Origin of the sequence: Buttiauxella sp. WJP83, from assembly GCF_027594725.1 — a bacterium.
Classification (GTDB): domain Bacteria; phylum Pseudomonadota; class Gammaproteobacteria; order Enterobacterales; family Enterobacteriaceae; genus Buttiauxella; species Buttiauxella selenatireducens.
This window is the reverse complement of record NZ_CP110080.1, coordinates 3,794,339-3,818,178: the sequence shown is the minus strand read 5'-3', so window position 1 is coordinate 3,818,178 and position 23,840 is coordinate 3,794,339. Positions and strand designations below refer to the sequence as shown.

Annotated in this window: 21 protein-coding genes; 15 read left to right on the top strand and 6 right to left on the bottom strand. The window is 49.4% G+C overall.

Annotated elements, in window-relative coordinates; all coding sequences use genetic code 11:
* Window positions 1-2: 2 nt before the first annotated feature.
* Together btuF and mtnN are read right to left on the bottom strand one after the other, a co-directional pair.
* Window positions 3-803: a vitamin B12 ABC transporter substrate-binding protein BtuF gene (gene btuF / locus OH773_RS17690; RefSeq protein WP_270140516.1), complete on the bottom strand. Its 801-nt coding sequence runs from the start codon at window positions 801-803 to the stop codon at window positions 3-5.
* The gene (gene mtnN / locus OH773_RS17685) at window positions 796-1,494 is read right to left on the bottom strand and encodes a 5'-methylthioadenosine/S-adenosylhomocysteine nucleosidase (protein ID WP_270145939.1); all 699 of its coding nucleotides are present in this window, start codon (window positions 1,492-1,494) and stop codon (window positions 796-798) included. Before mtnN ends, btuF begins: the two co-directional genes overlap by 8 nt.
* 94 nt (window positions 1,495-1,588) lie before the next feature.
* Between mtnN and dgt the strand changes: the two genes are divergently transcribed.
* The 3 genes from dgt to cdaR all read left to right on the top strand — a co-directional run bounded on the left by dgt (window position 1,589) and on the right by cdaR (window position 6,011).
* Complete coding sequence (gene dgt / locus OH773_RS17680) at window positions 1,589-3,103, top strand: dGTPase (protein ID WP_270140514.1); 1,515 nt, start codon at window positions 1,589-1,591, stop codon at window positions 3,101-3,103.
* A 143-nt stretch (window positions 3,104-3,246) separates the two neighbouring features.
* A complete protein-coding gene (gene degP, locus OH773_RS17675; protein WP_270140512.1) occupies window positions 3,247-4,689 on the top strand; it encodes a serine endoprotease DegP in 1,443 nt (480 codons plus the stop codon).
* A 164-nt stretch (window positions 4,690-4,853) separates the two neighbouring features.
* Window positions 4,854-6,011 carry a DNA-binding transcriptional regulator CdaR gene (gene cdaR, locus OH773_RS17670; RefSeq protein WP_270140510.1) on the top strand — a complete coding sequence of 386 codons (1,158 nt, stop codon included), beginning with the start codon at window positions 4,854-4,856 and terminating at the stop codon, window positions 6,009-6,011.
* 136 nt (window positions 6,012-6,147) lie between these two features.
* Here cdaR and OH773_RS17665 read toward each other — a convergent pair whose 3' ends face one another.
* The 4 genes from OH773_RS17665 to map form a co-directional block, all read right to left on the bottom strand.
* Window positions 6,148-6,537 (bottom strand): DUF3461 family protein, encoded by a 390-nt coding sequence (locus tag OH773_RS17665; protein WP_034493480.1) that lies wholly within the window; start codon window positions 6,535-6,537, stop codon window positions 6,148-6,150.
* 107 nt (window positions 6,538-6,644) lie between these two features.
* Window positions 6,645-7,469 (bottom strand): 2,3,4,5-tetrahydropyridine-2,6-dicarboxylate N-succinyltransferase, encoded by an 825-nt coding sequence (gene dapD, locus OH773_RS17660; protein WP_034461055.1) that lies wholly within the window; start codon window positions 7,467-7,469, stop codon window positions 6,645-6,647.
* Between the two features lie 37 nt (window positions 7,470-7,506).
* The gene (gene glnD / locus OH773_RS17655) at window positions 7,507-10,179 is read right to left on the bottom strand and encodes a bifunctional uridylyltransferase/uridylyl-removing protein GlnD (RefSeq protein ID WP_270140492.1); all 2,673 of its coding nucleotides are present in this window, start codon (window positions 10,177-10,179) and stop codon (window positions 7,507-7,509) included.
* A gap of 62 nt (window positions 10,180-10,241) precedes the next feature.
* Window positions 10,242-11,036: a type I methionyl aminopeptidase gene (gene map, locus OH773_RS17650; RefSeq protein WP_270140490.1), complete on the bottom strand. Its 795-nt coding sequence runs from the start codon at window positions 11,034-11,036 to the stop codon at window positions 10,242-10,244.
* A gap of 311 nt (window positions 11,037-11,347) precedes the next feature.
* On the opposite strand from map, the gene rpsB reads away from it, so the two are divergent.
* From rpsB to fabZ, 12 genes are all read left to right on the top strand, one after another.
* A complete protein-coding gene (rpsB, locus tag OH773_RS17645; protein ID WP_183272829.1) occupies window positions 11,348-12,073 on the top strand; it encodes a 30S ribosomal protein S2 in 726 nt (241 codons plus the stop codon).
* A gap of 143 nt (window positions 12,074-12,216) precedes the next feature.
* Window positions 12,217-13,068 (top strand): translation elongation factor Ts, encoded by an 852-nt coding sequence (gene tsf, locus OH773_RS17640; RefSeq protein WP_183272830.1) that lies wholly within the window; start codon window positions 12,217-12,219, stop codon window positions 13,066-13,068.
* 143 nt (window positions 13,069-13,211) lie between these two features.
* On the top strand, window positions 13,212-13,937 hold the full coding sequence (gene pyrH, locus OH773_RS17635; RefSeq protein ID WP_183272831.1) for a UMP kinase: 726 nt from the start codon (window positions 13,212-13,214) through the stop codon (window positions 13,935-13,937).
* A 172-nt stretch (window positions 13,938-14,109) separates the two neighbouring features.
* Entirely contained in the window at window positions 14,110-14,667 is a 558-nt protein-coding gene (gene frr, locus OH773_RS17630) for a ribosome recycling factor (RefSeq protein ID WP_183272832.1), read from the top strand.
* 131 nt (window positions 14,668-14,798) lie between these two features.
* The gene (gene ispC / locus OH773_RS17625; RefSeq protein WP_270140485.1) at window positions 14,799-15,998 is read left to right on the top strand and encodes a 1-deoxy-D-xylulose-5-phosphate reductoisomerase; all 1,200 of its coding nucleotides are present in this window, start codon (window positions 14,799-14,801) and stop codon (window positions 15,996-15,998) included.
* A 186-nt stretch (window positions 15,999-16,184) separates the two neighbouring features.
* Window positions 16,185-16,937 (top strand): (2E,6E)-farnesyl-diphosphate-specific ditrans,polycis-undecaprenyl-diphosphate synthase, encoded by a 753-nt coding sequence (ispU, locus tag OH773_RS17620; RefSeq protein WP_183272834.1) that lies wholly within the window; start codon window positions 16,185-16,187, stop codon window positions 16,935-16,937.
* A gap of 18 nt (window positions 16,938-16,955) precedes the next feature.
* Entirely contained in the window at window positions 16,956-17,813 is an 858-nt protein-coding gene (cdsA, locus tag OH773_RS17615) for a phosphatidate cytidylyltransferase (RefSeq protein WP_270140481.1), read from the top strand.
* 11 nt (window positions 17,814-17,824) lie between these two features.
* A complete protein-coding gene (gene rseP / locus OH773_RS17610) occupies window positions 17,825-19,177 on the top strand; it encodes a sigma E protease regulator RseP (protein ID WP_270140479.1) in 1,353 nt (450 codons plus the stop codon).
* Between the two features lie 30 nt (window positions 19,178-19,207).
* Complete coding sequence (gene bamA, locus OH773_RS17605) at window positions 19,208-21,616, top strand: outer membrane protein assembly factor BamA (protein ID WP_183272837.1); 2,409 nt, start codon at window positions 19,208-19,210, stop codon at window positions 21,614-21,616.
* A gap of 120 nt (window positions 21,617-21,736) precedes the next feature.
* Window positions 21,737-22,237, top strand: a complete 501-nt coding sequence (gene skp / locus OH773_RS17600; protein WP_270140476.1) for a molecular chaperone Skp — start codon at window positions 21,737-21,739, stop codon at window positions 22,235-22,237.
* Between the two features lie 3 nt (window positions 22,238-22,240).
* Window positions 22,241-23,266: a UDP-3-O-(3-hydroxymyristoyl)glucosamine N-acyltransferase gene (gene lpxD / locus OH773_RS17595; RefSeq protein ID WP_270140474.1), complete on the top strand. Its 1,026-nt coding sequence runs from the start codon at window positions 22,241-22,243 to the stop codon at window positions 23,264-23,266.
* A gap of 116 nt (window positions 23,267-23,382) precedes the next feature.
* Entirely contained in the window at window positions 23,383-23,838 is a 456-nt protein-coding gene (gene fabZ, locus OH773_RS17590; RefSeq protein ID WP_121264562.1) for a 3-hydroxyacyl-ACP dehydratase FabZ, read from the top strand.
* Window positions 23,839-23,840 lie beyond the last annotated feature (2 nt).

The following is a 23,840-nucleotide window of genomic DNA, read 5'->3' as shown; positions in this document are numbered from 1 at the left end:
GTTTATTTTTCTGCCAGCTCCTTACAGAGCTGTTTTGCGGCGAGGATAATACGTGGGCTCGAGCGACTAAACCAGTCATCATTCACTGCAATAACCGGAATTTTTAACTGGGTATTCCAAAAGTGTTCAACGGGTGGAATCTGGGTCTCATCGCCGGTAATAATAATAGCCTGCGGACGCCGACTAATCACTTGTTCGCGGCTCACTTGCGGCCAGGGGACCCGACTATCAGCAAAGATATTTTGCCCGCCACAGACTTCCAGAATTTCGTTTTGAATCGAACCGCGCCCAGAAGTAAACAGCGGCTGCTGGCCAAACTGTAAAAACACTTTTTTCTTCGGATGCTGGGAGTATTGCGCTTTCAAATCGGCAAACTCTTTTGCCAGTTGATCGGCGGCGTCGTGAGCGGTTTGTGGCGTTGGGCTGTATTGACCCAGTTGGCGCAGTGCGGCAACAACGCCTTCGACGGTCGTTGGATCAAGCCAAATAACGTTAATCCCCAGCGCCTGCATCTGATTGACTTGTCGTTCTGCATTTCCACCACGCCACGCCAGCACCACATCGGGTTTTAGCGCCACGATGCGCTCGAGGTTCATCCCCTGCCAGTTTGAGACTTGCTCAAGCTTTTTGGCCGCCTCCGGATAATTTGACCAGGCACTAACCGCAACAGGCGTGATCCCCGCAGCGAATGCCAGTTCAGTATTACTCGGCGACAATGAGATAACCCGCGGCGCTGCAATCAGCAACGCCGGGAGACAACATAGCAGCGCGATTAGCCCGCGCCAGAGATTCTTATTACGCACGCGTCAGTTTCTGTATCAGGTTTTCAACCATCAGCGTGGACTGCTTCGCTGCTACGGCGAGGAACTCGTCAAAGCTCAGGTGAGATTGCTGATCGGCAACATCAGAAATAGCGCGAACCACGACAAACGGCGTACCAAAATTGTGGCAAACATGCGCAACGGCAGTCGCTTCCATTTCAACCGCGATAGCCTCAGGGAAGTTATGGCGGATTTTTGCCAATGCCACAGAACCATTAATAAAGGCATCACCGCTGACAACCAGGCCGCGCACTGCGTTGAGGTTTAACTCGGCAATACACTCTTCAGCCGCTGCAATCAATTTGGCGTCGGCGGCGAAGCCTGCCGGACAACCTGGCAGTTGGCCGTATTCATAGCCAAAAGCAGTTACGTCTGCGTCGTGGTAACGCACTTCATCAGAAACAACGATATCACCGACGTTAAGCGTAGGGGCAAGACCACCCGCAGAACCAGTGTTAATGACAACATCCGGTTTGCAATGCTCAAGTAGCAGAGTTGCACCCATTGCAGCGGCAACTTTACCGATGCCTGATTTCAACAATGCCACTTCAACGCCGTTAAGCTGACCGGTGTAGATTTCACACCCTGCCAGTGTCAGAGTTTGACGGTTTTCAATTTTGTCACGCAGGAGCGTAACTTCTTCTTCCATTGCACCAATAATGCCTGCTTTCATAGTGATACTCGCTAATGTGGTGGAATTTGAACCAAATTTCAGCGCATAGTCTATCATGGCTGGCAGCGAGGCTTTAAATGGAACAGGGGTGGGCATGAGCGAAATAGATTTCCGCAAGAAAATTAACTGGCACCGTCGTTTCCGTTCGCCCGAAGGACAAAAGAACGAGCATGAAATCCTGCGTATTTTTGAAAGCGATCGCGGGCGAATCGTTAACTCTCCGGCAATCCGCCGTTTGCAGCAAAAAACCCAGGTCTTTCCGCTGGAGCGTAATGCTTCTGTTCGCACCCGTTTGACCCATTCGATGGAAGTTCAGCAAGTCGGGCGCTATATCGCCAAAGAGATCTTAAGTCGCCTGAAAGAGCAGCAAGATTTAGAACGCTATGGATTGCATGAACTGACTGGTCCATTTGAGAGCATCGTGGAAATGGCGTGTCTGATGCACGACATCGGCAATCCGCCGTTTGGTCATTTTGGCGAGTCGGCAATCAATGACTGGTTCCGCCAGCGCCTGTTTCCGGGGGATACGGGAAGCCAACCGCGGAGCGACGATCGTTGCCGGGTTGCAACATTACGTCTGCATGAAGGCGAAGATCAGTTGAATAGTTTGCGCCGTAAAGTCCGCCAGGATCTTTGCCAGTTTGAGGGGAATGCGCAGGGCATTCGCCTGGTGCATAGTCTGTTACGCATGAATCTGACCTGGGCGCAGGTTGGCTGCATTCTCAAATATACCCGTCCCGCCTGGTTTGTCGGGGAACCACCAAAAAGTCACGCGTATTTGATGAAGAAACCAGGCTTTTATCTGTCTGAAGAGTCGTACATTGTGCGTCTGCGTGCAGAGCTTGGGCTCGGTGAGTACAGCCGGTTTCCACTGACGTGGATAATGGAAGCGGCTGACGATATCTCTTATTGCGTGGCGGATCTCGAAGATGCCGTTGAGAAGCGCATCTTTACCGTTGAGCAGCTTTATCAGCATTTATGCGATGCCTGGGGCGAGCGCTGTGAGGGCGATCTGTTTGAGCGAGTGGTGAATGAAGCCTGGGATAAATCCCGTTCAAATCAGATGCGTCGCAGCACCGAAGACCAGTTCTTTATGTACCTGCGCGTCAATACACTAAATCAACTGGTGCCTTACGCCGCGCAACGTTTTATCGATAATCTGGACGAGATATTTAGTGGGGAGTTTAATCACGCGCTTCTTGAAGATGACAGCTCATTTGCTCGCTTGTTGGAACTCTATAAACAAGTGGCGTTTAAACATGTGTTTAGCCATCCGGAGGTGGAGCAGCTCGAATTACAGGGTTATCGTGTCATTAGTGGCTTACTTGAAATTTACAGTCCGCTACTCAATATATCCTGCGAGGATTTTGCTGAACTGGTGGAAAAAGAAAGTTTACGTCGTCTACCGATTGAGACACGGTTATTCCACAAATTATCGACAAAACACCGGCTTGCTTATATCGAAGCCGTCAATGACTTAGCACCGTCAGCCAGTGATTTCCCGGTATGGGAATATTATTACCGCTGTCGCCTGATTCAGGATTATATCAGTGGAATGACGGACTTATTCGCCTGGGATGAATATCGCCGTTTAATGGCCGTGGAATAAGTGAGTTATTGAGTTTTGTAAAGACGGACAATAAATTTTTACTTTTTCCAGTGACTTATCGGCGGAACTTAGCGCCTCAATTGTCACTCTATATTGGCCTACACAGCAATTTTGCGTGACTTATTAACTTGAGACTTATACAGATGAAAAAAACAACTTTAGCAATGAGCGCGCTGGCTCTTAGTCTGGGTTTGGCGCTGGGGCCTGTATCCGCTATCGCCGCTGAAACGGCTTCTTCTTCAACCGCTGCGCAACCGCTGCCAAGCCTTGCGCCAATGTTAGAAAAAGTGATGCCGTCCGTGGTAAGCATCAATGTTGAAGGAAGCACCACCGTTAACACGCCACGCATGGGGCGTAACTTCCAGCAATTCTTCGGTGATAATTCACCGTTCTGCCAGGAAGGTTCACCGTTCCAGAGCTCACCTTTCTGCCAGGAGGGTGCGGCTGAAGGGGGTCCACAAGGCGGTGCACAACAACAGAAATTTGCAGCCCTTGGTTCTGGTGTCATTATTGATGCTGCGAAAGGCTATGTCGTAACTAACAACCACGTTGTTGATAATGCAACAAAAATTCAGGTTTCACTGAGCGATGGCCGTAAGTTTGAGGCAAAAGTCGTGGGTAAAGATCCACGCTCTGATATTGCACTGCTGCAGTTGCAAGATCCGAAAAACCTGACTGCGATTAAGATGGCCGATTCCGATGCACTGCGCGTGGGTGATTACACCGTCGCAATTGGTAACCCATATGGCCTGGGTGAAACGGTGACTTCCGGTATTGTTTCAGCGTTGGGTCGTAGCGGCCTTAACATTGAAAACTATGAAAACTTTATCCAGACCGATGCGGCAATCAACCGCGGTAACTCCGGTGGTGCATTGGTTAATTTGAACGGTGAACTGATCGGGATTAACACCGCGATTCTGGCGCCAGATGGCGGCAACATCGGGATCGGCTTTGCTATCCCAAGCAATATGGTGAAAAACCTCACCGCGCAAATGGTTGAGTTCGGCCAGGTTCGTCGTGGCGAGCTGGGTATTTTGGGGACCGAACTGAACTCTGAACTGGCGAAGGCCATGAAGGTTGACGCACAACGCGGCGCATTTGTAAGCCAGGTTATGCCAAACTCTTCGGCTGCAAAAGCAGGTATTAAAGCCGGTGATGTGGTGGTTTCATTGAACGGTAAGCCGATTAGCAGCTTTGCTGCACTGCGTGCGGAAGTCGGTTCTATGCCAGTTGGTAGCAAACTGACGCTTGGCTTGCTGCGCGATGGCAAACCTATCTCAGTCAATCTGGAACTGCAACAAAGCAGCCAGACTCAGGTTGACTCCGCAACCATCTTTACCGGTATTGAAGGTGCTGAAATGAGCAACCGCAGCGGTAAAGGTGAGAAAGGGGTTATCGTTAATAACGTAAAAGCGAATACTCCGGCTGCGCGTATTGGCCTGAAAAAAGGTGACGTCATCATTGGTGTGAACCAGCAGGTAGTCAATAACATTGCTGAGCTGCGTAAAATTCTCGACACCAAGCCGTCAGTTATGGCTCTGAACATTCAGCGTGGTGATACCACTATCTACTTGCTGATGCAGTAATCGTCACTGAGTCACACTCAAAACTATCAGGGCCGCGCTATGCGGCCCTTTTTTGTGAGCCTTGCCACAACTCCATATTCTTCATTCGCGCTTTGTGCATTTGCACAATGCCGAGGCAATTCAACTCGCCTATGCTAGTCCATTAGCACGACTCAGGAGGAAGCATGGCTGGCTGGCATCTTGATACCAAAATGGCGCAGGACATCGTGGCGCGCACCATGACCATCATTGATACCAATATTAATGTGATGGATGCGCGTGGGCGGATTATTGGTAGCGGCGATAAAGAACGTATTGGTGAATTGCACGAAGGTGCGCTGCTTGTGCTCTCTCAGGGACGAGTTGTCGATATTGACGATGCGGTTGCCCGGCATCTGCATGGCGTGCGTCAGGGTATCAACCTGCCATTGCGCATCGACGGTGAAATTGTTGGTGTGATTGGTTTGACGGGTGAGCCAAAGTCGCTTCGCAAGTACGGTGAGCTGGTGTGTATGACCGCTGAGATGATGCTTGAGCAATCTCGCTTGATGCACCTGCTGGCACAAGACAGTCGCTTACGCGAAGAGCTGGTGATGAATTTAATCCAGGCTGAAGAACATACGCCTGCGTTGAGTGAATGGGCGCAGCGTTTGGGGATCGACCTGAATCAGCCTCGAGTGGTTGCGGTGGTGGAAGTCGACAGCGGCCAGCTTGGTGTGGACAGCGCGATGGAAGAGCTGCAACAGTTGCAAACTGCACTGACGACACCTGAGAGGAACAACCTGATTGCGATTGTATCGCTAACGGAAATGGTGGTGTTGAAACCGGCGCTAAATCAGTTTGGCCGTTGGGATGCAGAAGATCACCGTAAACGCGTCGAACAGTTGATTAGTCGCATGAAAGAAAACGGCCAGCTGCGTTTTCGCGTTTCGCTGGGAAATTATTTTACTGGCCCTGGCAGCATCGCACGATCGTACCGTACTGCTCGCACGACCATGATGGTCGGTAAGCAGCGTATGCCGGAAAATCGCGCCTATTTTTATCAGGATTTAATGCTGCCAGTGCTGTTGGATAGTTTACGCGGTGGCTGGCAGGCGAACGAACTGGCACGTCCTTTAGCTCGACTGAAATCAATGGATAACAACGGGCTACTACGTCGCACGCTGAGTGCATGGTTCCGTCATAACGTGCAGCCGCTGGCTACGTCCAAGGCATTGTTTATTCATCGTAATACGCTTGAATATCGGCTGAACCGTATCTCTGAATTAACCGGTTTGGATTTAGGGAATTTTGACGACCGATTGTTGCTCTATGTGGCGTTGCAGTTGGACGAGCAAAGGTAATAAATACAAAACGGTAGCCCAAAGGTTACCGTTTTTAGTGTTTGCACTCTCTCACTGAGGAGGAAAGGGTCTATGGTTTTCCCCCTCTCCCCGTGGGAGAGGGCTGGGGTGAGGGCATCAGGCTGCACCAGATTGTTTATTTACCGCGGGTCAGCTTATCCAGATCGGATTCAATTTCACTGATCTTATGAGCAACCACAGATTCCAGATGGCGAAGATCATCGAGAATTTTGCGTTTCAGATCGACTTCAGTGCGATCGCGTTGGCAAAGTTGATCCAATTCATCAATCACATAACGCAGGTTCGGGCTGATTTCCTGTACTTCTTTGTAGCCCTGGCCTACGCCATCGGCAACGACAGTTTTACGCTGGCGTGGGTATTTAAACTTCACGCTTTTAGCAAAAAATTCGCCTTTATCCTTCTGGAAATAAATTTTCAGGATATCGTTGTTGGCTTCCTGCCGGAGGCTGTAACGATCGATTTCATCAGGATTGGTAATACCCAAACTTTTCAAGTTATCGTACATAGCGTTACCTTTTTCCATACTATTAATCGACAGATAATCAGCGGGAAACTCTTTTTCCGCCAGTCCCAGATGCCAAAAAGGTGGGTTACCCCACCTTTTATTTGTATTTAGTCGATGGTGCGAAGTAGCTCGTTGATACCCACTTTACCACGGGTTTTGGCATCTACTTTTTTCACGATAACAGCGCAGTACAGGCTGTACTTACCATCTTTAGATGGCAGGTTGCCGGAAACGACAACGGAGCCTGCAGGCACGCGGCCATAATGGACTTCACCGGTTTCACGGTCATAAATACGGGTGCTTTGACCGATGTAAACGCCCATGGAAATGACAGAACCTTCTTCAACGATAACGCCTTCCACAACTTCTGAACGCGCACCGATAAAGCAGTTATCTTCGATGATGGTAGGGTTAGCCTGCAGCGGCTCCAGAACACCACCGATGCCCACACCACCAGATAGGTGAACGTTTTTACCAATCTGCGCGCAAGAACCCACGGTTGCCCAGGTATCAACCATCGAACCTTCATCAACGTATGCACCGATATTGACGTAAGAAGGCATCAGTACGGTATTGCGTGCAATGTATGCGCCCTGACGTACTGCTGCTGGTGGCACAACGCGGAAACCTTCTTTCTGGAAGCGAGCTTCGTCATAATTGGCGAATTTCATCGGCACTTTATCGAAGTAGCGGCTTTCTGCGCCATCAATAACCTGGTTGTCATTGATACGGAAAGAGAGCAGAACGGCTTTTTTCAGCCATTGGTGGGTTACCCACTGGCCATCAATTTTTTCGGCAACGCGCAGCGCACCGCTGTCGAGCAGGGAGATGACCTGGTTTACCGCTTCACGAGTAACGGTATCAGCATTTGCCGGAGTGATTTCGGCGCGGCGCTCGAAAGCGGTTTCAATTACGTTTTGTAGCTGCTGCATTGACTTGTTCCTGATTGTGACAAAATTAAAAAGACTGTTATTTATCGTTTGGATTAAGGGCCGCTGTCAACCGTTGCTGTACTTCCTGTTGTAACTCATCATTAAGAGCACGCCGGTCGGCAGTGGCGATTATAAATAAATCTTCTACTCGCTCACCAATTGTCGTGATTCTTGCACCATAAAGCGAGATCCCGAGATCGGCAAACACTTCTCCCACACGCGCTAGCAAACCTGGCTGATCTAAAGCAATCAGTTCCAGGAAGGTGCGCCTGTCGGTATGTGTCGGTAGGAAATTCACCTCGGTATCGACAGTAAAGTGACGCAGTTTTGCTGACGGGCGGCGTGGCTGAGGTGGCTGCCAACTGGCCTGGGTGATGGCCTGTTCCAGGCTGTGGCAAATAAGCGCGTGACGATCGGCGGAAAGTGGACTGCCGTCTGGCTCCAGAACGATAAAGGTGTCCATTGCCATGCCGTCACGCGTGGTAAAGATTTGCGCGTCGTGAACGCTGAGATTGCGCCTGTCCAACTCTGCACAAACCGCAGCAAACAGGTGAGGGCGGTCTGGGCTCCAGATGAAAATCTCTGTGCCACCGCGAGTGGCCTGTGGGCTGAGCAAAATCATTGGCTTGCTTAGATCGTGTTTCAGCAAATGGCGGGCGTGCCAGGCAATTTGATTAGGCGTATGGCGGACGAAATAGTTCGCCCGACAACGACGCCAGATATGATGCAGCGCTTCTTCGTCGATGTTATCCATACGCAGCAGTGCCAGCGCCTGCAATTGATGGTGGCGGACACGCTCGCGCATATCCGGACTGTTTTGCATCCCACGGCGGAGTTGTTTTTCAGTAGCGAAGTACAGCTCGCGTAACAAACTCTGCTTCCAGCTGTTCCACAAGGTTTCGTTCGTCGCGCAGATATCCGCAACAGTCAGGCAAACCAAGTAGCGCAGACGGTTTTCAGTCTGGACTTCTTCAGCAAACTGCTTGATGACTTCTGGATCCTGAATATCGCGGCGTTGTGCCGTAACGGACATTAACAAATGCTGGCGTACCAGCCAGGAGACGAGCTGTGTTTCACGAGAATTCAGCCCATGAAGCTCCGCAAATTTTACGATGTCCTGCGCGCCGAGTACCGAGTGATCCCCACCACGGCCTTTGGCGATGTCGTGAAAAAGCGCGGCGATCAAAATCAGTTCCGGATGCGCCAGGCGCGGCCACAAATCTACGCATAAAGGATGCTTAGGACGAGTTTCTTCTTTGGCGAAACTTTCCAGTTTTAGCAGCACACGTATGGTGTGTTCATCAACCGTATACGCGTGGAATAGGTCAAACTGCATCTGGCCGACGATATGTGACCATTGCGGCATATACGCCCAGAGCACGCTGTGACGGTGCATAGGCAATAATGCGCGGCTCACGGCACCCGGGTGGCGCAGGATGACGAGGAACAGTTCACGTGCTTCGGGAATGTAGCAAAGAGGTTGCTTGAGATGGCGACGCGCATGGCGCAAATGGCGCAGTGTGGTCGAATATATACCGGTGATGTCCCGGTTGCGCACCATCAAGTAAAACATGCGCAAAATGGCCTGCGGCTCGCGTATAAACAACGTTTCGTCGCGTAGATCAATGAGTGATCCACGCAACTGGAAGTCATCATCCAGAGGCCGCGGCTTTTCGCTGGCATCGAGTGCGAGAATCGCTTCATCAAAAAGCTGCAAGAGCATCTGGTTAAGTTCACCCACACGTCGCGTCACACGATAAAAGTCTTTCATCATATGCTCGATCGGCTGATTCCCTTCACCTTGGTAATTCAGGCGTTGGGCGACGCTGAGCTGTCGGTCGAACAATAACCGATTATCGTAGCGATTCACTTCAAGATGCAGGGCAAAACGGATGCGCCACAACAGATGCTGGCACTCATCGAGTTCATTTCTTTCCGCTTCGGTTAAAAAGCCAAAGCCGACCATTTCGCTTAATGACGTTGCGCCAAAGTGGCGACGTGCGACCCATTGCAGGGTATGGATATCGCGCAGGCCGCCTGGGCTACTTTTGATATCGGGTTCGAGGTTGTAACTCGTGCCGTGATAACGTTGATGACGTTCATTTTGCTCATCAATTTTGGCGGCGAAGAATTTCGCCGAAGGCCAAAAGCCATCACTAAAAATGTGTTTGTGCAGTTCGAGAAAGAGGGCAACATCGCCAATCAGCAATCGTGATTCAATTAGGTTAGTGGCGACGGTTAAATCTGACAGACCTTCGAGTAAACACTCTTCAAGCGTACGAACGCTGTGGCCGACTTCCAGTTTCACATCCCAAAGTAGCGTCAGCAGCTCGCCGATTTTCTGAGCTTGTGATTCGGTCAGACGTTTACGGCTGAGAATCAGCAAATCAATGTCGGAAAGAGGGTGCAGTTCTCCGCGTCCGTAGCCGCCTACTGCAACCAGGGCCGTTTCAGTCACATCGCCAAAGCCGTATTTCAGCCACAATCGTTGTAGTAGTTGGTCGATAAATTCGGTGCGGGCATCCATCAACTTTTCGGCAGAAATACCGTCGTCAAAAGCGCTCCCCAGCCATTGTTGGAAGAGGTCGATACGGGCTTTTATCTGGCTGCAATGGAACTCTGAATCTGGCCAGTTGACGGGGTATTCAGGTTGCCCGGAAATCTCAGGAAGCACAGTGGTCGCGTACTGCTCGGGTAAGCTCTGGGTCATATCGCCATCCATAAAAAAAGCCGGCATAAGCCGGCTTCAATTGCTGACTTTTGTCAGGCGAATCACTCGTTATGCGAAATTACACTTGGGATAGTGTCATCTTTACGCAAAGTGAGAATTTCGCAGCCGTTATCTGTCACCACAATAGTATGCTCGTATTGTGCAGACAAGCTGCGATCTTTGGTTTTCACCGTCCAACCGTCTTTCATGGTGCGAATGCGGTAATCACCGGAGTTCACCATCGGTTCAATGGTGAAAGTCATGCCCGGTTGCAGCACCACACCGCCGTCATCAGCGTCATAATGTAGTACTTGCGGTTCTTCGTGGAATACGCGGCCAATACCATGTCCGCAGTACTCACGCACCACAGAAAAACCTTCCGCTTCAACAAACTTCTGGATTGCTGCACCGAGGGTACGCAGACGAATGCCTGGTTTTACCATGCGCAGCGATAAATACAGGCTTTCTTGTGTGACACGGCACAGGCGCTCGCCCAAAATTGTTGGCTTGCCAACAATGAACATTTTTGAGGTGTCACCGTGGTATTCGTCTTTGATGACGGTAACGTCGATGTTGACGATATCGCCATCTTTCAAGATTTTAGTGTCGTCAGGTATGCCGTGGCAGACGACTTCATTGATAGAAATGCACACTGATTTTGGGAAACCGTGGTAGCCCAGGCAGGCTGAAATCGCCTGTTGATTGTTAACGATGTAATCGTTGCAAATACGATCCAACTCGCCAGTGCTGACACCGGATTGTACGTGAGGTTCAATCATTTCCAGCACTTCAGCGGCAAGTCTGCCCGCAACGCGCATTTTTTCAATTTCTTCTGGGGTTTTAATTGAGATAGCCATTCATTCGATCCGCAGGTGTCGTCAATATCGACAATAATTAAGCAAGTGTATGGCAATGTTATCAGGGCGTGCGATCGGTGCCAAATCGAGAATAGGTGAACACGCTTTCTGCTAACAACTATTGGTGTCTGGGTCTGTTTTATGGTATAAAGCGCGCCGGACTTGTATTCCGATTTTTCGGATACAGCCAACACTCTCACTTTGTGTAAATAACACACACGTATCGACACATATTCCGGGGTGCCCTTTGGGGTCGGTAATATGGGATACGTGGAGGCTTAACCCCATACTTTTATATAGAGGTTTTAAACATGGCAACTGTTTCCATGCGCGACATGCTCAAGGCTGGTGTTCACTTCGGTCACCAAACCCGTTACTGGAACCCGAAAATGAAGCCTTTCATCTTCGGCGCTCGTAACAAAGTTCACATCATCAACCTTGAAAAAACTGTACCTATGTTCAACGAAGCTTTGGCTGAACTGAGCAAGATCTCTTCTCGTAAAGGCAAAATCCTTTTCGTTGGTACTAAGCGCGCAGCAAGCGAACCAGTAAAAGACGCTGCTCTGAGCTGCGATCAGTTCTTCGTGAACCATCGCTGGTTGGGCGGTATGCTGACTAACTGGAAAACCGTTCGTCAGTCCATCAAACGTCTGAAAGACCTGGAAATCCAGTCCCAAGACGGTACCTTCGACAAGCTGACCAAAAAAGAAGCACTGATGCGTACCCGTGAGCTGGAGAAGTTAGAAAACAGCCTGGGCGGTATCAAAGATATGGGCGGTCTGCCGGATGCTCTGTTTGTAATCGACGCTGATCACGAACACATTGCAATCAAAGAAGCGAACAACCTGGGTATCCCAGTATTCTCTATCGTTGATACTAACTCTGATCCAGATGGCGTTGATTTCGTTATCCCTGGTAACGACGATGCAATCCGTGCTGTAACCCTGTACCTGGGTGCTGTAGCTGCTACCGTTCGTGAAGGCCGTTCTCAGGATCTGGCTTCTCAGGCAGAAGAAAGCTTCGTAGAAGCTGAATAATAAGGTTTAAGCCCTTATTAACCAGGTATTGAATAGTTTGGTTAGGGGGCCTGTCTCAGGCCCCCTTTTTATTTTGAGCCAGGGTTCGTCTGTTCCGTGGACCAGGGCTTATCTCTCTCTACGAGATAACCGAGGATTTTAGAATGGCTGATATTACTGCTGCTCTGGTAAAAGAACTGCGTGAGCGTACTGGCGCAGGCATGATGGATTGCAAAAAAGCACTGACTGAAGCTAATGGCGACATCGAGCTGGCAATCGAAAACATGCGTAAGTCTGGTGCGATCAAAGCAGCTAAAAAAGCAGGCAACGTAGCTGCTGACGGCGTGATCAAAACTAAAATTGCAGACGGCTATGCTGTGATTCTGGAAGTTAACTGCCAGACTGACTTCGTTGCTAAAGATGGTGGTTTCCAGGCATTTGCTGACAAAGTGCTGGATGCAGCTGCTGCAGGCAAAGTGACTGACATCGAAGTGCTGAAAGCACAGTTCGAAGAAGAGCGTGTTGCACTGGTTGCTAAAATCGGTGAGAACATCAACATTCGTCGTGTTGCTGTTCTGGAAGGTGACGTTCTGGGTAGCTACCTGCACGGTGCTCGCATCGGTGTTGTTGTTGCTGCTAAAGGTGCTGACGAAGAGCTGGTTAAGCAAATCGCTATGCATGTTGCTGCAAGCAAGCCAGAATTCGTTAAGCCAGAAGACGTGTCTGCTGAAGTTGTTGAGAAAGAGTACCAGGTTCAGCTGGACATCGCTATGCAGTCTGGTAAGCCGAAAGAAATCGCAGAGAAAATGGTTGAAGGCCGCATGAAGAAATTCACCGGTGAAGTTTCTCTGACTGGTCAGCCTTTCGTAATCGACCCAAGCAAAACTGTTGCGCAGCTGCTGAAAGAGCACAATGCTGACGTGACTGGCTTCATCCGCTTTGAAGTGGGCGAAGGCATCCAGAAAGTTGAGACTGACTTCGCAGCAGAAGTTGCTGCAATGTCCAAGCAGTCTTAATTTTTAAAGGGAGCCGCCAATTGGCGGTTCCTTTTTATCTGGCTTTAAAAATCAGTCTGCTCTGATACAGAACTTGCTGATATGCGACACAATGTCGCCTGAATTAACCATCCCCATTCGTTGACTGTTCCCAGGAAAGAATCATGGCTACCAATGCAAAACCTGTCTACAAACGCATTCTGCTCAAGCTAAGCGGCGAAGCTCTGCAAGGTACCGAAGGCTTCGGTATTGATGCTAGCATCCTTGATCGTATGGCTCAGGAAATTAAAGAGCTGGTTGAATTGGGCATTCAGGTCGGGGTGGTGATTGGTGGTGGCAACTTATTCCGCGGTGCAGGTCTTGCGAAAGCAGGCATGAACCGTGTTGTGGGCGACCACATGGGCATGCTGGCTACCGTCATGAACGGCCTGGCAATGCGTGATGCTCTCCATCGCGCCTATGTGAACGCTCGCCTGATGTCCGCTATTCCATTGAATGGCGTGTGTGATAATTACAGCTGGGCAGAAGCAATCAGCTTGCTGCGAAATAACCGCGTAGTTATCCTGGCTGCTGGTACGGGTAACCCGTTCTTCACCACAGATTCCGCAGCGTGCCTGCGCGGGATTGAAATCGAAGCCGACGTCGTATTAAAAGCCACTAAAGTTGATGGCGTATTTACTGCCGATCCGGTGAAAGATCCTACTGCAACGCTTTATGAGCAACTGACTTACACTGAAGTGCTGGATAAAGAGCTGAAAGTAATGGATCTGGCAGCGTTTACCCTGGCTCGCGACCACAAATTGCCAATTCGTGTTTTCAACATGAACAAGCCTGGCGCATTACGTCGTGTGGTTATGGGTGAAAAAGAAGGCACATTAATCACTGATTAATTTCAGTCGATGCTTAATCAGGGTAATATTCAGTTTCAAATACTCTGAACAGTTTGAGTAACAGGCAACCCCAACGGGCGCCATGAATAAACAGGGCTATACTTAGCTCGCAGCGTCTGCATCGCGGCGTGAAGTGTGGTCTGCCCTAAACCAGTTTTCAAGGATTCGTAACGTGATTAGCGATATCAGAAAAGATGCCGAAGTGCGTATGGAAAAATGCGTAGAAGCATTCAAAACCCAAATCAGTAAAATCCGTACTGGCCGCGCCTCTCCGTCCCTGCTGGACGGGATCATTGTGGAATATTACGGAACGCCAACCCCACTGCGCCAGCTGGCAAGTGTCACGGTTGAAGATTCACGCACTCTGAAAATCAACGTGTTTGACCGTTCTTTGAGCCAGGCCGTTGAGAAAGCGATTATGACTTCTGACCTGGGTCTGAACCCAAGCTCTGCAGGCACTGATATTCGTGTTCCGCTGCCTGCGCTGACCGAAGAACGTCGTAAAGACTTGATCAAAATTGTACGCGGCGAAGCTGAAGGCGCACGTGTTGCGGTTCGTAACGTTCGTCGTGACGCTAACGACAAAGTTAAAAACCTGCTGAAAGATAAAGAAATCAGTGAAGATGACGATCGTCGCTCCCAGGATGACGTTCAGAAAATGACTGATGCTGCTATCAAGAAAGTAGATGCTGCCCTGGCTGAGAAAGAAGCTGAGTTGATGCAGTTCTAATCCGTTGAGATGACGGATCAAACGCCGTAAACAGGCTGTGGCTATCGTCGCGGTTATTGTCTACGGCGTTTTGCTTTTATACTCGTTAAACTTTTTATCTGATTATTCATACTAAAATTCCAGAGCGTCTTATGAAGCAACTGACCATTCTTGGCTCTACCGGATCTATCGGTACCAGTACCCTTAGCGTTGTTCGTCATAATCCTGATAAGTTTTCCGTCACGGCATTGGTTGCCGGGAAAAATGTCGCACGAATGGCTGAGCAGTGCCTGGAGTTCAAGCCTCGTTGGGCAGTGATGGATGACGAAGTGTCTGCCGGGGAATTGCGTCGTCTGCTGAAAGAGCAGGGGAGTCGCACCGAAGTCCTGGCAGGACAGCAAGCAGCTTGTGAAATGGCGGCGTTGGATGAAGTTAATCAGGTTATGGCTGCGATTGTGGGGGCTGCAGGGCTGTTGCCTACACTTGCTGCAATTGCTGCGGGTAAGCAGGTACTACTGGCAAACAAAGAGTCATTAGTCACCTGTGGGCGTCTTTTTATGGATGCCGTCCAGCGAAGTCACGCTCAGTTGCTGCCTATCGACAGTGAACACAACGCGATTTTTCAGAGTTTACCAGAACCCATCCAACAGAATCTTGGGTACGCTGAACTTGAGAGTAATGGCGTTTCGTCCATTATCCTTACTGGGTCAGGTGGCCCTTTTCGTGAGACCGCATTAGGTGATTTGGCAGCGATGACGCCAGACCAGGCATGCAGCCATCCGAATTGGTCGATGGGGCGTAAAATCTCTGTCGATTCAGCCACTATGATGAATAAAGGTCTCGAATATATTGAAGCTCGCTGGCTATTCAATGCTTCAGCGAAGCAAATGGAAGTCCTGATACATCCGCAATCGGTTATCCATTCGATGGTTCGCTATCGTGATGGGAGCGTACTGGCACAGTTAGGCGCCCCAGACATGCGGACGCCAATCGCACATGCAATGGCGTTTCCACAGCGAGTCGTATCAGGTGTTGAGCCGCTCGATTTTTGTAAAATTGGCACTTTCACGTTTATGGAACCAGACTATGATCGCTATCCGTGTCTGAAATTAGCGATGGATGCATTTGAGCAGGGGCAGGCCGCAACCACCGTGCTGAATGCGGCAAATGAAGTGGTTGTTGAAGCCTTCTTACGCGAACAACTGCGATTCACAGAGATTGCCTCCCTGAACAGAGCCGTATTGGAAAGTGTTGATTTGACGGAGCCAAAGAGTGTTGACGATGTGATTGCTGTGGATGCGAAAGCGCGCGATGTTGCTCGAAATCTGGTGACACGTATCGCGTCCCGATGATTATTTATTCAGCCGATGTACCTCCATTTGTTAGCTTTGTGCTTCAGTGATATAGTCTGCGCCATCTTTTGGTCGAAAATTTCTGACTGAACGATAGGTAAGCCGTGTTATAGCACGGCTTTTTTATGTAGAAGCTGAAATCATTCTGAGTACCGCTTAGTCCTTATCTGGGAATAATTACGTCTTATGTTGTCTGCAAACCAACAATTAAGCGAATCACAATCTGACCATGGCGCTCGTCATGTTGCCATCATTATGGACGGTAACGGACGCTGGGCTAAACGACAGGGGAAGATGAGGATTTCTGGTCATAAAGCGGGTGCGAAATCTGTACGCCGAGCTGTAAGTTTTGCAGCAAATAACGGTATTGATGCGCTTACACTTTATGCCTTCAGTAGTGAAAACTGGAATCGCCCGGCTCAAGAAGTCAGCGCGTTGATGGAATTATTTGTGTGGGCTTTAGACAGTGAAGTCAAAAGTTTACATCGTCACAATGTCCGTCTACGAATTATTGGTGATACCAGTCGATTCAATGCTCGCCTGCAAGAACGTATTAACAAAGCCGAAGCTCTCACCAGTACCAATACCGGTTTGACTCTCAATATCGCCGCGAATTATGGTGGACGTTGGGATATTATTCAGGGAGTTCGGCATCTTGCTGAGCAGGTACAAGAAGGCTTATTGCGTCCAGACCAGATTGATGAAGAGATGCTAAGTCAGCAAATCTGCATGAATGAACTGGCTCCCGTAGATTTAGTAATTAGGACAGGGGGAGAGCATCGTATCAGTAACTTTCTGATTTGGCAGATTGCCTATGCAGAACTTTATTTCACAGATGTTCTTTGGCCTGATTTCGATGAACAAGACTTTGAAGGTGCACTACATGCTTTTGCAAATCGAGAGCGTCGTTTTGGCGGCACGGCACCTGGTGGTGAGTAAGCCTGTTGGGGGTCACCTTTGCTGAAGTATCGTCTGCTTTCTGCGTTTATTTTAATCCCGGTGGTTATCGCCGCGTTATTTTGGCTCCCACCTGTAGGATTTGCTATTACCACCCTGGTGGTCTGTATGCTCGCCGCTTGGGAATGGGGACAACTGGCAGGCTTTAAAGCGCGTTCACAACGTGTATGGCTTGCTGTGCTGTGCGGTCTGCTATTGGCTCTGATGTTGTTTGCATTGCCTGAATACCAGCGTACGGTTCACATACCGCTGATTGAGGCCTCACTTTGGGCATCACTTGCCTGGTGGTTTGCTGCATTGCTACTGGTGTTGTTCTATCCAGGCTCTGCATCACTCTGGCGTAATTCAAAAATACTGCGTCTGGTATTTGGTGTGTTGACGATCGTGCCGTTTTTCTGGGGCATGATTGTACTGCGTAACTGGCATTACGATATCAACCATTACACCGGCTCAATTTGGTTGTTGTATGTGATGGTTCTGGTCTGGGGTGCGGATTCCGGTGCGTATATGTTTGGCAAAATGTTTGGTAAACATAAACTGGCTCCGAAAGTCTCACCGGGCAAAACATGGCAGGGTTTCTTTGGTGGATTGTTCACTTCTGCGATTATCTCCTTGCTGTTTGGCATGTGGGCGAATCTGGAAGTGGCTCCGGCTATCCTGTTGACCTGTTCGGTCGTCGCTGCGCTGGCTTCAGTGCTGGGCGATTTAACTGAAAGCATGTTCAAGCGTGAAGCAGGGATTAAAGATAGCGGTCACTTGATCCCCGGTCATGGTGGTATCCTTGACCGCATTGATAGCCTCACAGCAGCAGTACCGGTCTTTGCCTGTCTGTTATTGCTGGTATTCAGGACGATTTAACGGAAGGTTATATGCTGAGCTTACTCTGGAATTTGGCTGCATTTATCGTTGCACTGGGTGTATTAATTACCGTGCATGAGTTCGGCCATTTTTGGGTTGCTCGCCGCTGTGGTGTCAAAGTTGAGCGCTTTTCCATTGGTTTTGGTAAAGCGCTCTGGCGTCGTACCGATCGTCACGGCACCGAATTCGTCATTGCCCTGATTCCTCTGGGCGGCTACGTTAAAATGCTGGATGAACGTGTTGAGCCGGTGAGTCCGGAACTACGCCATCATGCTTTTAATAACAAAACCGTTTCTCAACGAGCCGCAATTATTGCGGCCGGTCCGATTGCCAACTTTATCTTCGCTGTGTTTGCCTACTGGCTGGTATTTATTATCGGTGTCCCTGGTGTTCGGCCGGTTGTTGGTGAAGTAATGCCCAACTCGATAGCGGCAGAAGCACAAATTGCACCAGGAATGGAACTTAAAGCGATTGACGGCATCGAAACGCCTGATTGGGAATCAGTTCAACTCGAGCTGATGGCGAAAATTGGTAATGACAGCGCGAAGGTGACATTGGCTCCTCTGGGGTCAAATCTACGTACTGAGAAAACGCTGAATTTGCGCCACTGGCAGTTTGAACCAGAAAAGCAGGATCCGATTTCGTCCTTGGGCATCGGGCCTCGTCGTCCACAAATTGAAACGGTATTACAAGAAGTGCAGCCAGATTCCGCAGCGAGCAAAGCGGGTTTGCAAGCTGGAGACAGGATCGTTAAAGTCAGCGGTGCGGCTCTCACTCAGTGGACAGAATTTGTTAGTCAGGTGCGTGACAATCCAGGTCACCCACTGGAGCTAGAAATAGAAAGACATGGGGCGCTCTTGTCTTTAACGCTGATACCGGATACAAAACCGGGTAAAGCAAAGGCTGAAGGGTTTGCGGGTGTAGTACCAAAGGTTATCCCGCTACCGGATGAGTATAAGACAGTACGCCAGTATGGGCCGTTTGCTGCTGTTGCGGAAGCCACGGATAAAACCTGGCAACTGATGAAGCTTACGGTCAACATGCTGGGGAAATTAATAACCGGTGACATCAAGCTGAATAACCTCAGTGGGCCAATTTCCATAGCTCAAGGTGCAGGTATGTCAGCGGAATCTGGGTTGATTTACTATCTGATGTTCCTGGCGTTAATTAGCGTCAATCTGGGGATTATCAACCTGTTTCCGTTACCCGTCCTGGACGGGGGGCATCTGCTCTTTTTGGCGATTGAAAAGCTGAAGGGTGGGCCGGTTTCCGAGCGAGTTCAAGACTTTAGTTACCGCATTGGCTCTATATTGCTGGTGCTGTTGATGGGGCTTGCACTTTTCAATGATTTCTCTCGGTTTTAGAGAGTAGGTTAGGAAGAACGCATAACAACGATGGCGATGAAAAAGTTGCTCATAGCGTCGCTGCTGTTTAGCAGCGCCACCGTATACGGTGCAGACGGGTTCGTGGTGAAGGACATTCATTTCGAAGGCCTGCAGCGAGTCGCCGTCGGTGCGGCCCTCCTCAGCATGCCGGTTCGTGTAGGCGACACCGTCTCTGACGAGGATATCAGTAATACTATCCGTTCACTTTTCGCTACCGGGAACTTCGAAGATGTTCGGGTACTGCGTGATGGTGAAACGTTGGTTGTTCAGGTGAAAGAACGCCCGACAATCGCAAGTATTACTTTCTCTGGTAACAAGTCCGTGAAGGACGACATGCTTAAACAGAACCTCGAGGCTTCTGGCGTGCGTGTTGGCGAATCACTGGACAGAACAACTCTGGCTGATATCGAAAAAGGGCTGGAAGATTTCTATTACAGCGTTGGTAAGTACAGTGCCAGCGTGAAAGCCGTTGTTACGCCACTTCCGCGTAACCGTGTTGACCTGAAACTGGTATTTCAGGAAGGCGTTTCGGCCAAAATTCAGCAAATCAACATCGTAGGCAACCATGCGTTTACGACTGACGAACTGATTTCGCATTTCCAACTGCGTGATGAAGTGCCGTGGTGGAACGTGGTGGGCGATCGTAAATATCAGAAGCAGAAGCTTGCCGGTGACCTCGAAACTTTGCGCAGTTACTACCTTGATCGTGGTTACGCGCGCTTTAATATCGATTCTACACAGGTCAGCCTGACGCCTGATAAGAAAAGCATTTACGTTACCATCAACGTGACCGAAGGCGAGCAGTACAAGATTGCTGGTGTGACGGTAAGTGGTAACCTGGCTGGACACTCAGCGGAAATTGAGACGCTGACTAAACTCAAGCCGGGCGAGCTGTATAACGGCACTAAAGTGACCAAAATGGAAGACGACATCAAGAAATTGTTGGGTCGCTATGGTTACGCTTATCCGCGTGTGCAAACGCAGCCAGAAATCAATGATGCAGATAAGACAGTTAAACTGCATGTAAACGTTGATTCCGGAAACCGTTACTACGTACGTAAAATTCGCTTTGAAGGCAACGACACCAGTAAAGATTCTGTCCTGCGTCGCGAAATGCGCCAAATGGAAGGAACCTGGCTGGGAAGTGACTTGGTCGACTCAGGCAAAGATCGTCTGAATCGTCTTGGATACTTCGAAACCGTCGATGTCGACACGCAGCGTGTTTCAGGTAGCCCTGATCAGGTTGATGTGGTGTACAAAGTTAAAGAGCGTAATACCGGTAGCTTCAACTTCGGTATTGGTTACGGTACTGAAAGTGGTATCAGCTTCCAGGTTGGTGTCCAGCAGGATAACTGGTTAGGGACGGGTTACTCTGTTGGTATCAACGGTACCAAAAACGATTATCAGACATATGCTGAATTGTCGTTAACCGATCCATACTTTACAGTTGACGGTGTGAGCCTTGGCGGTCGTGTCTTCTATAACGACTTTAAAGCAGATGACGCGGATCTTTCCGACTACACCAACAAAAGTTACGGTGTAGACGGAACCCTTGGCTTCCCGGTTAATGAAAACAACACGTTGCGTTTGGGTATGGGTTATGTGCATAACGACCTGTCCAACATGCAACCGCAGGTTGCGATGTGGCGTTATCTGGACTCCATGGGTCAAACAACGGGTACAACGTCGACTGACAATGGCTTCGCGGCAGATGACTTCACGGTAAACTACGGTTGGACATATAACAAACTTGACCGTGGTTACTTCCCAACCGAAGGCTCGCGTGTAAACCTTAACGGTAAAGTAACCGTACCAGGCTCTGACAACGAGTTCTACAAAGTGACGCTGGATACGGCAAGCTACTTCCCAATTGATGATGATCATACCTGGGTTATGTTAGGTCGTACTCGTATTGGTTACGGAGATGGTTTGAGCGGCAAAGAAATGCCGTTCTATGAAAACTTCTATGCCGGTGGTTCCAGTACGGTGCGTGGCTTCCAGTCCAACAACATTGGTCCGAAAGCGGTCTATATTGGTGGCCCAGGAAATGATAACTGTGACCAGGCTGGTGGGGTTTGCTCATCCGACGATGCAGTCGGTGGTAACGCAATGGCGGTGGCAAGTTTAGAACTTATCACGCCAACGCCATTCCTGAGCGAGAAGTACGCGAACTCAGTTCGTACATCGCTGTTCATGGACATGGGTACCGTTTGGGATACAAATTGGGACAATGAGAAATATGGTGCGGATGGGATCCCTGATTATAGTGACCCAAGCAACATTCGTATGTCAGCAGGTATTGCATTGCAATGGATGTCACCGTTAGGGCCGTTGGTCTTCTCTTATGCCCAACCGTTCAAGAAATATGAAGGTGATAAAGCGGAACAGTTCCAGTTTAACATTGGTAAAACCTGGTAATTGTTTTGCGCAAAGGAATGCGGATAAGCAGTGTCGCGTTGATGCCAGTTCGCAAAATGCAGAACTGGCGCACGCAAAAAGAGTGTCTCAGGACACATACGGGATGGTAAGGAGTTTATTGTGAAAAAGTGGTTATTTGCTGCAGGTCTTGGCATCGCTATGGCTGCATCAGCTAGTGTTCAGGCAGCTGACAGCATCGCTGTTGTAAACATGGGTAATCTGTTCCAACAGGTTGCACAAACTACCGGTGTGTCCAAAACTCTGGAAAATGAGTTCAAAGGCCGCGCAAGCGAATTGCAAAATATGGAAGGCGATTTGCAGTCCAAAATGCAGAAGTTGCAACGTGATGGTTCTACCATGAAAGCTGCTGATCGTAGCAAAGCGGAAAAAGACCTGATGGCTCAACGCCAACAGTTCCAGACCAAAGCACAAGCTTTCGAGCAGGATCGTCAACGTCGTTCTAACGAAGAACGTGGCAAACTGGTTACTCGCATTCAAAGCGCAGTGAAGAAAGTTGCTGACGACAAAGGTTACGACGTAGTGTTGGACACTAACACTGTTGCATATGCAGGCAGCAGCGTTAAAGACATCACTGCAGACGTACTGAAACAGGTTAAATAAGTAATGTCTTCAATTCGACTGGCTGATTTAGCCCAGCAGTTGGATGCAGAATTGCACGGTGATGGCGAACTCGTCATCACCGGCGTTGCATCTATGCAAACGGCCCAGGCTGGCCAAATTACGTTCATGGTTAACCCTCGTTATCGTGAGCAATTGGCTGTTTGCCAGGCTTCTGCCGTCGTTATGACTGAAGCCGATCTTCCTTTCGCACATAGCGCAGCCTTGGTAGTGAAGAATCCCTACCTGACTTATGCTCGCATGGCGCAAATTCTTGATTCAACGCCGCAACCTGCACAAAACATCGCGCCAAGCGCGGTTGTTGATGCGACTGCGACGTTGGGTAATAACGTCGCGATAGGCGCTAACGCGGTTATCGAATCTGGCGTAGTGCTGGGTGATAACGTCGTGATTGGCCCTGGCTGCTTCGTGGGTAAAAACACCAGCATTGGTGCGGGCACTCGCTTGTGGGCAAATGTGTCGATTTACCACGAAATTCAGATGGGTGAACAGTGCCTGGTTCAGTCCGGTACCGTCATTGGTTCTGATGGTTTTGGCTACGCTAACGATCGCGGAAACTGGGTGAAGATCCCTCAGCTTGGCCGAGTGATCATTGGCGATCGTGTTGAAATTGGTGCATGTACAACAATTGACCGTGGTGCATTGGACGACACGATTATTGGCAATGGTGTTATCATTGATAATCAATGCCAGATTGCACATAACGTTGTGATTGGCGACAATACTGCTGTTGCTGGCGGTGTGATCATGGCAGGCAGCCTGAAAATTGGCCGTTACTGCATGATTGGCGGTGCCAGTGTTATCAATGGTCATATGGAAATCTGCGATAAAGTCACCGTGACTGGAATGGGCATGGTTATGCGCCCTATCACAGAACCAGGGGTATATTCCTCGGGTATTCCATTACAGCCGAACAAAGTGTGGCGCAAAACAGCCGCGTTGGTGATGAATATTGACGAGATCAGCAAACGCTTGAAATCCGTTGAGAAAAAAATCAATCAACAAGACTAAAAGTCACCCGCCCAAGACGCGTTAGTGCTTACTGATTTGCGGCCTGCTAGCTATCCTGTGATAGTCGCAGGCCGTGTTATTATTGTCATTTGGTACATTTAGACAGGAAGAGTATCTTGACTACCGACACTCATACTCTGCACATCGAAGAGATTTTAGAACTTCTGCCGCACCGTTACCCGTTCTTACTGGTAGACCGCGTGCTGGATTTTGAAGAAGGCCGTTTTTTACGTGCAGTAAAAAATGTCTCAGTAAACGAGCCGTTTTTCCAGGGCCACTTCCCTGGTAAACCGATTTTCCCAGGTGTTTTGATTCTTGAAGCGATGGCGCAAGCCACCGGTATTCTTGCGTTTAAAAGCGTAGGCAAACTGGAACCTGGTGAGCTTTATTACTTTGCTGGTATCGATGAAGCACGCTTCAAACGCCCAGTTGTGCCTGGTGACCAGATGGTCATGGAAGTTACTTTCGAGAAAACCCGCCGTGGTCTGACGCGCTTCAAAGGCGTGGCAACTGTTGACGGTAAAATTGTCTGCGAAGCAACGATGATGTGTGCCCGCAGCCGGGAGAGTTAATA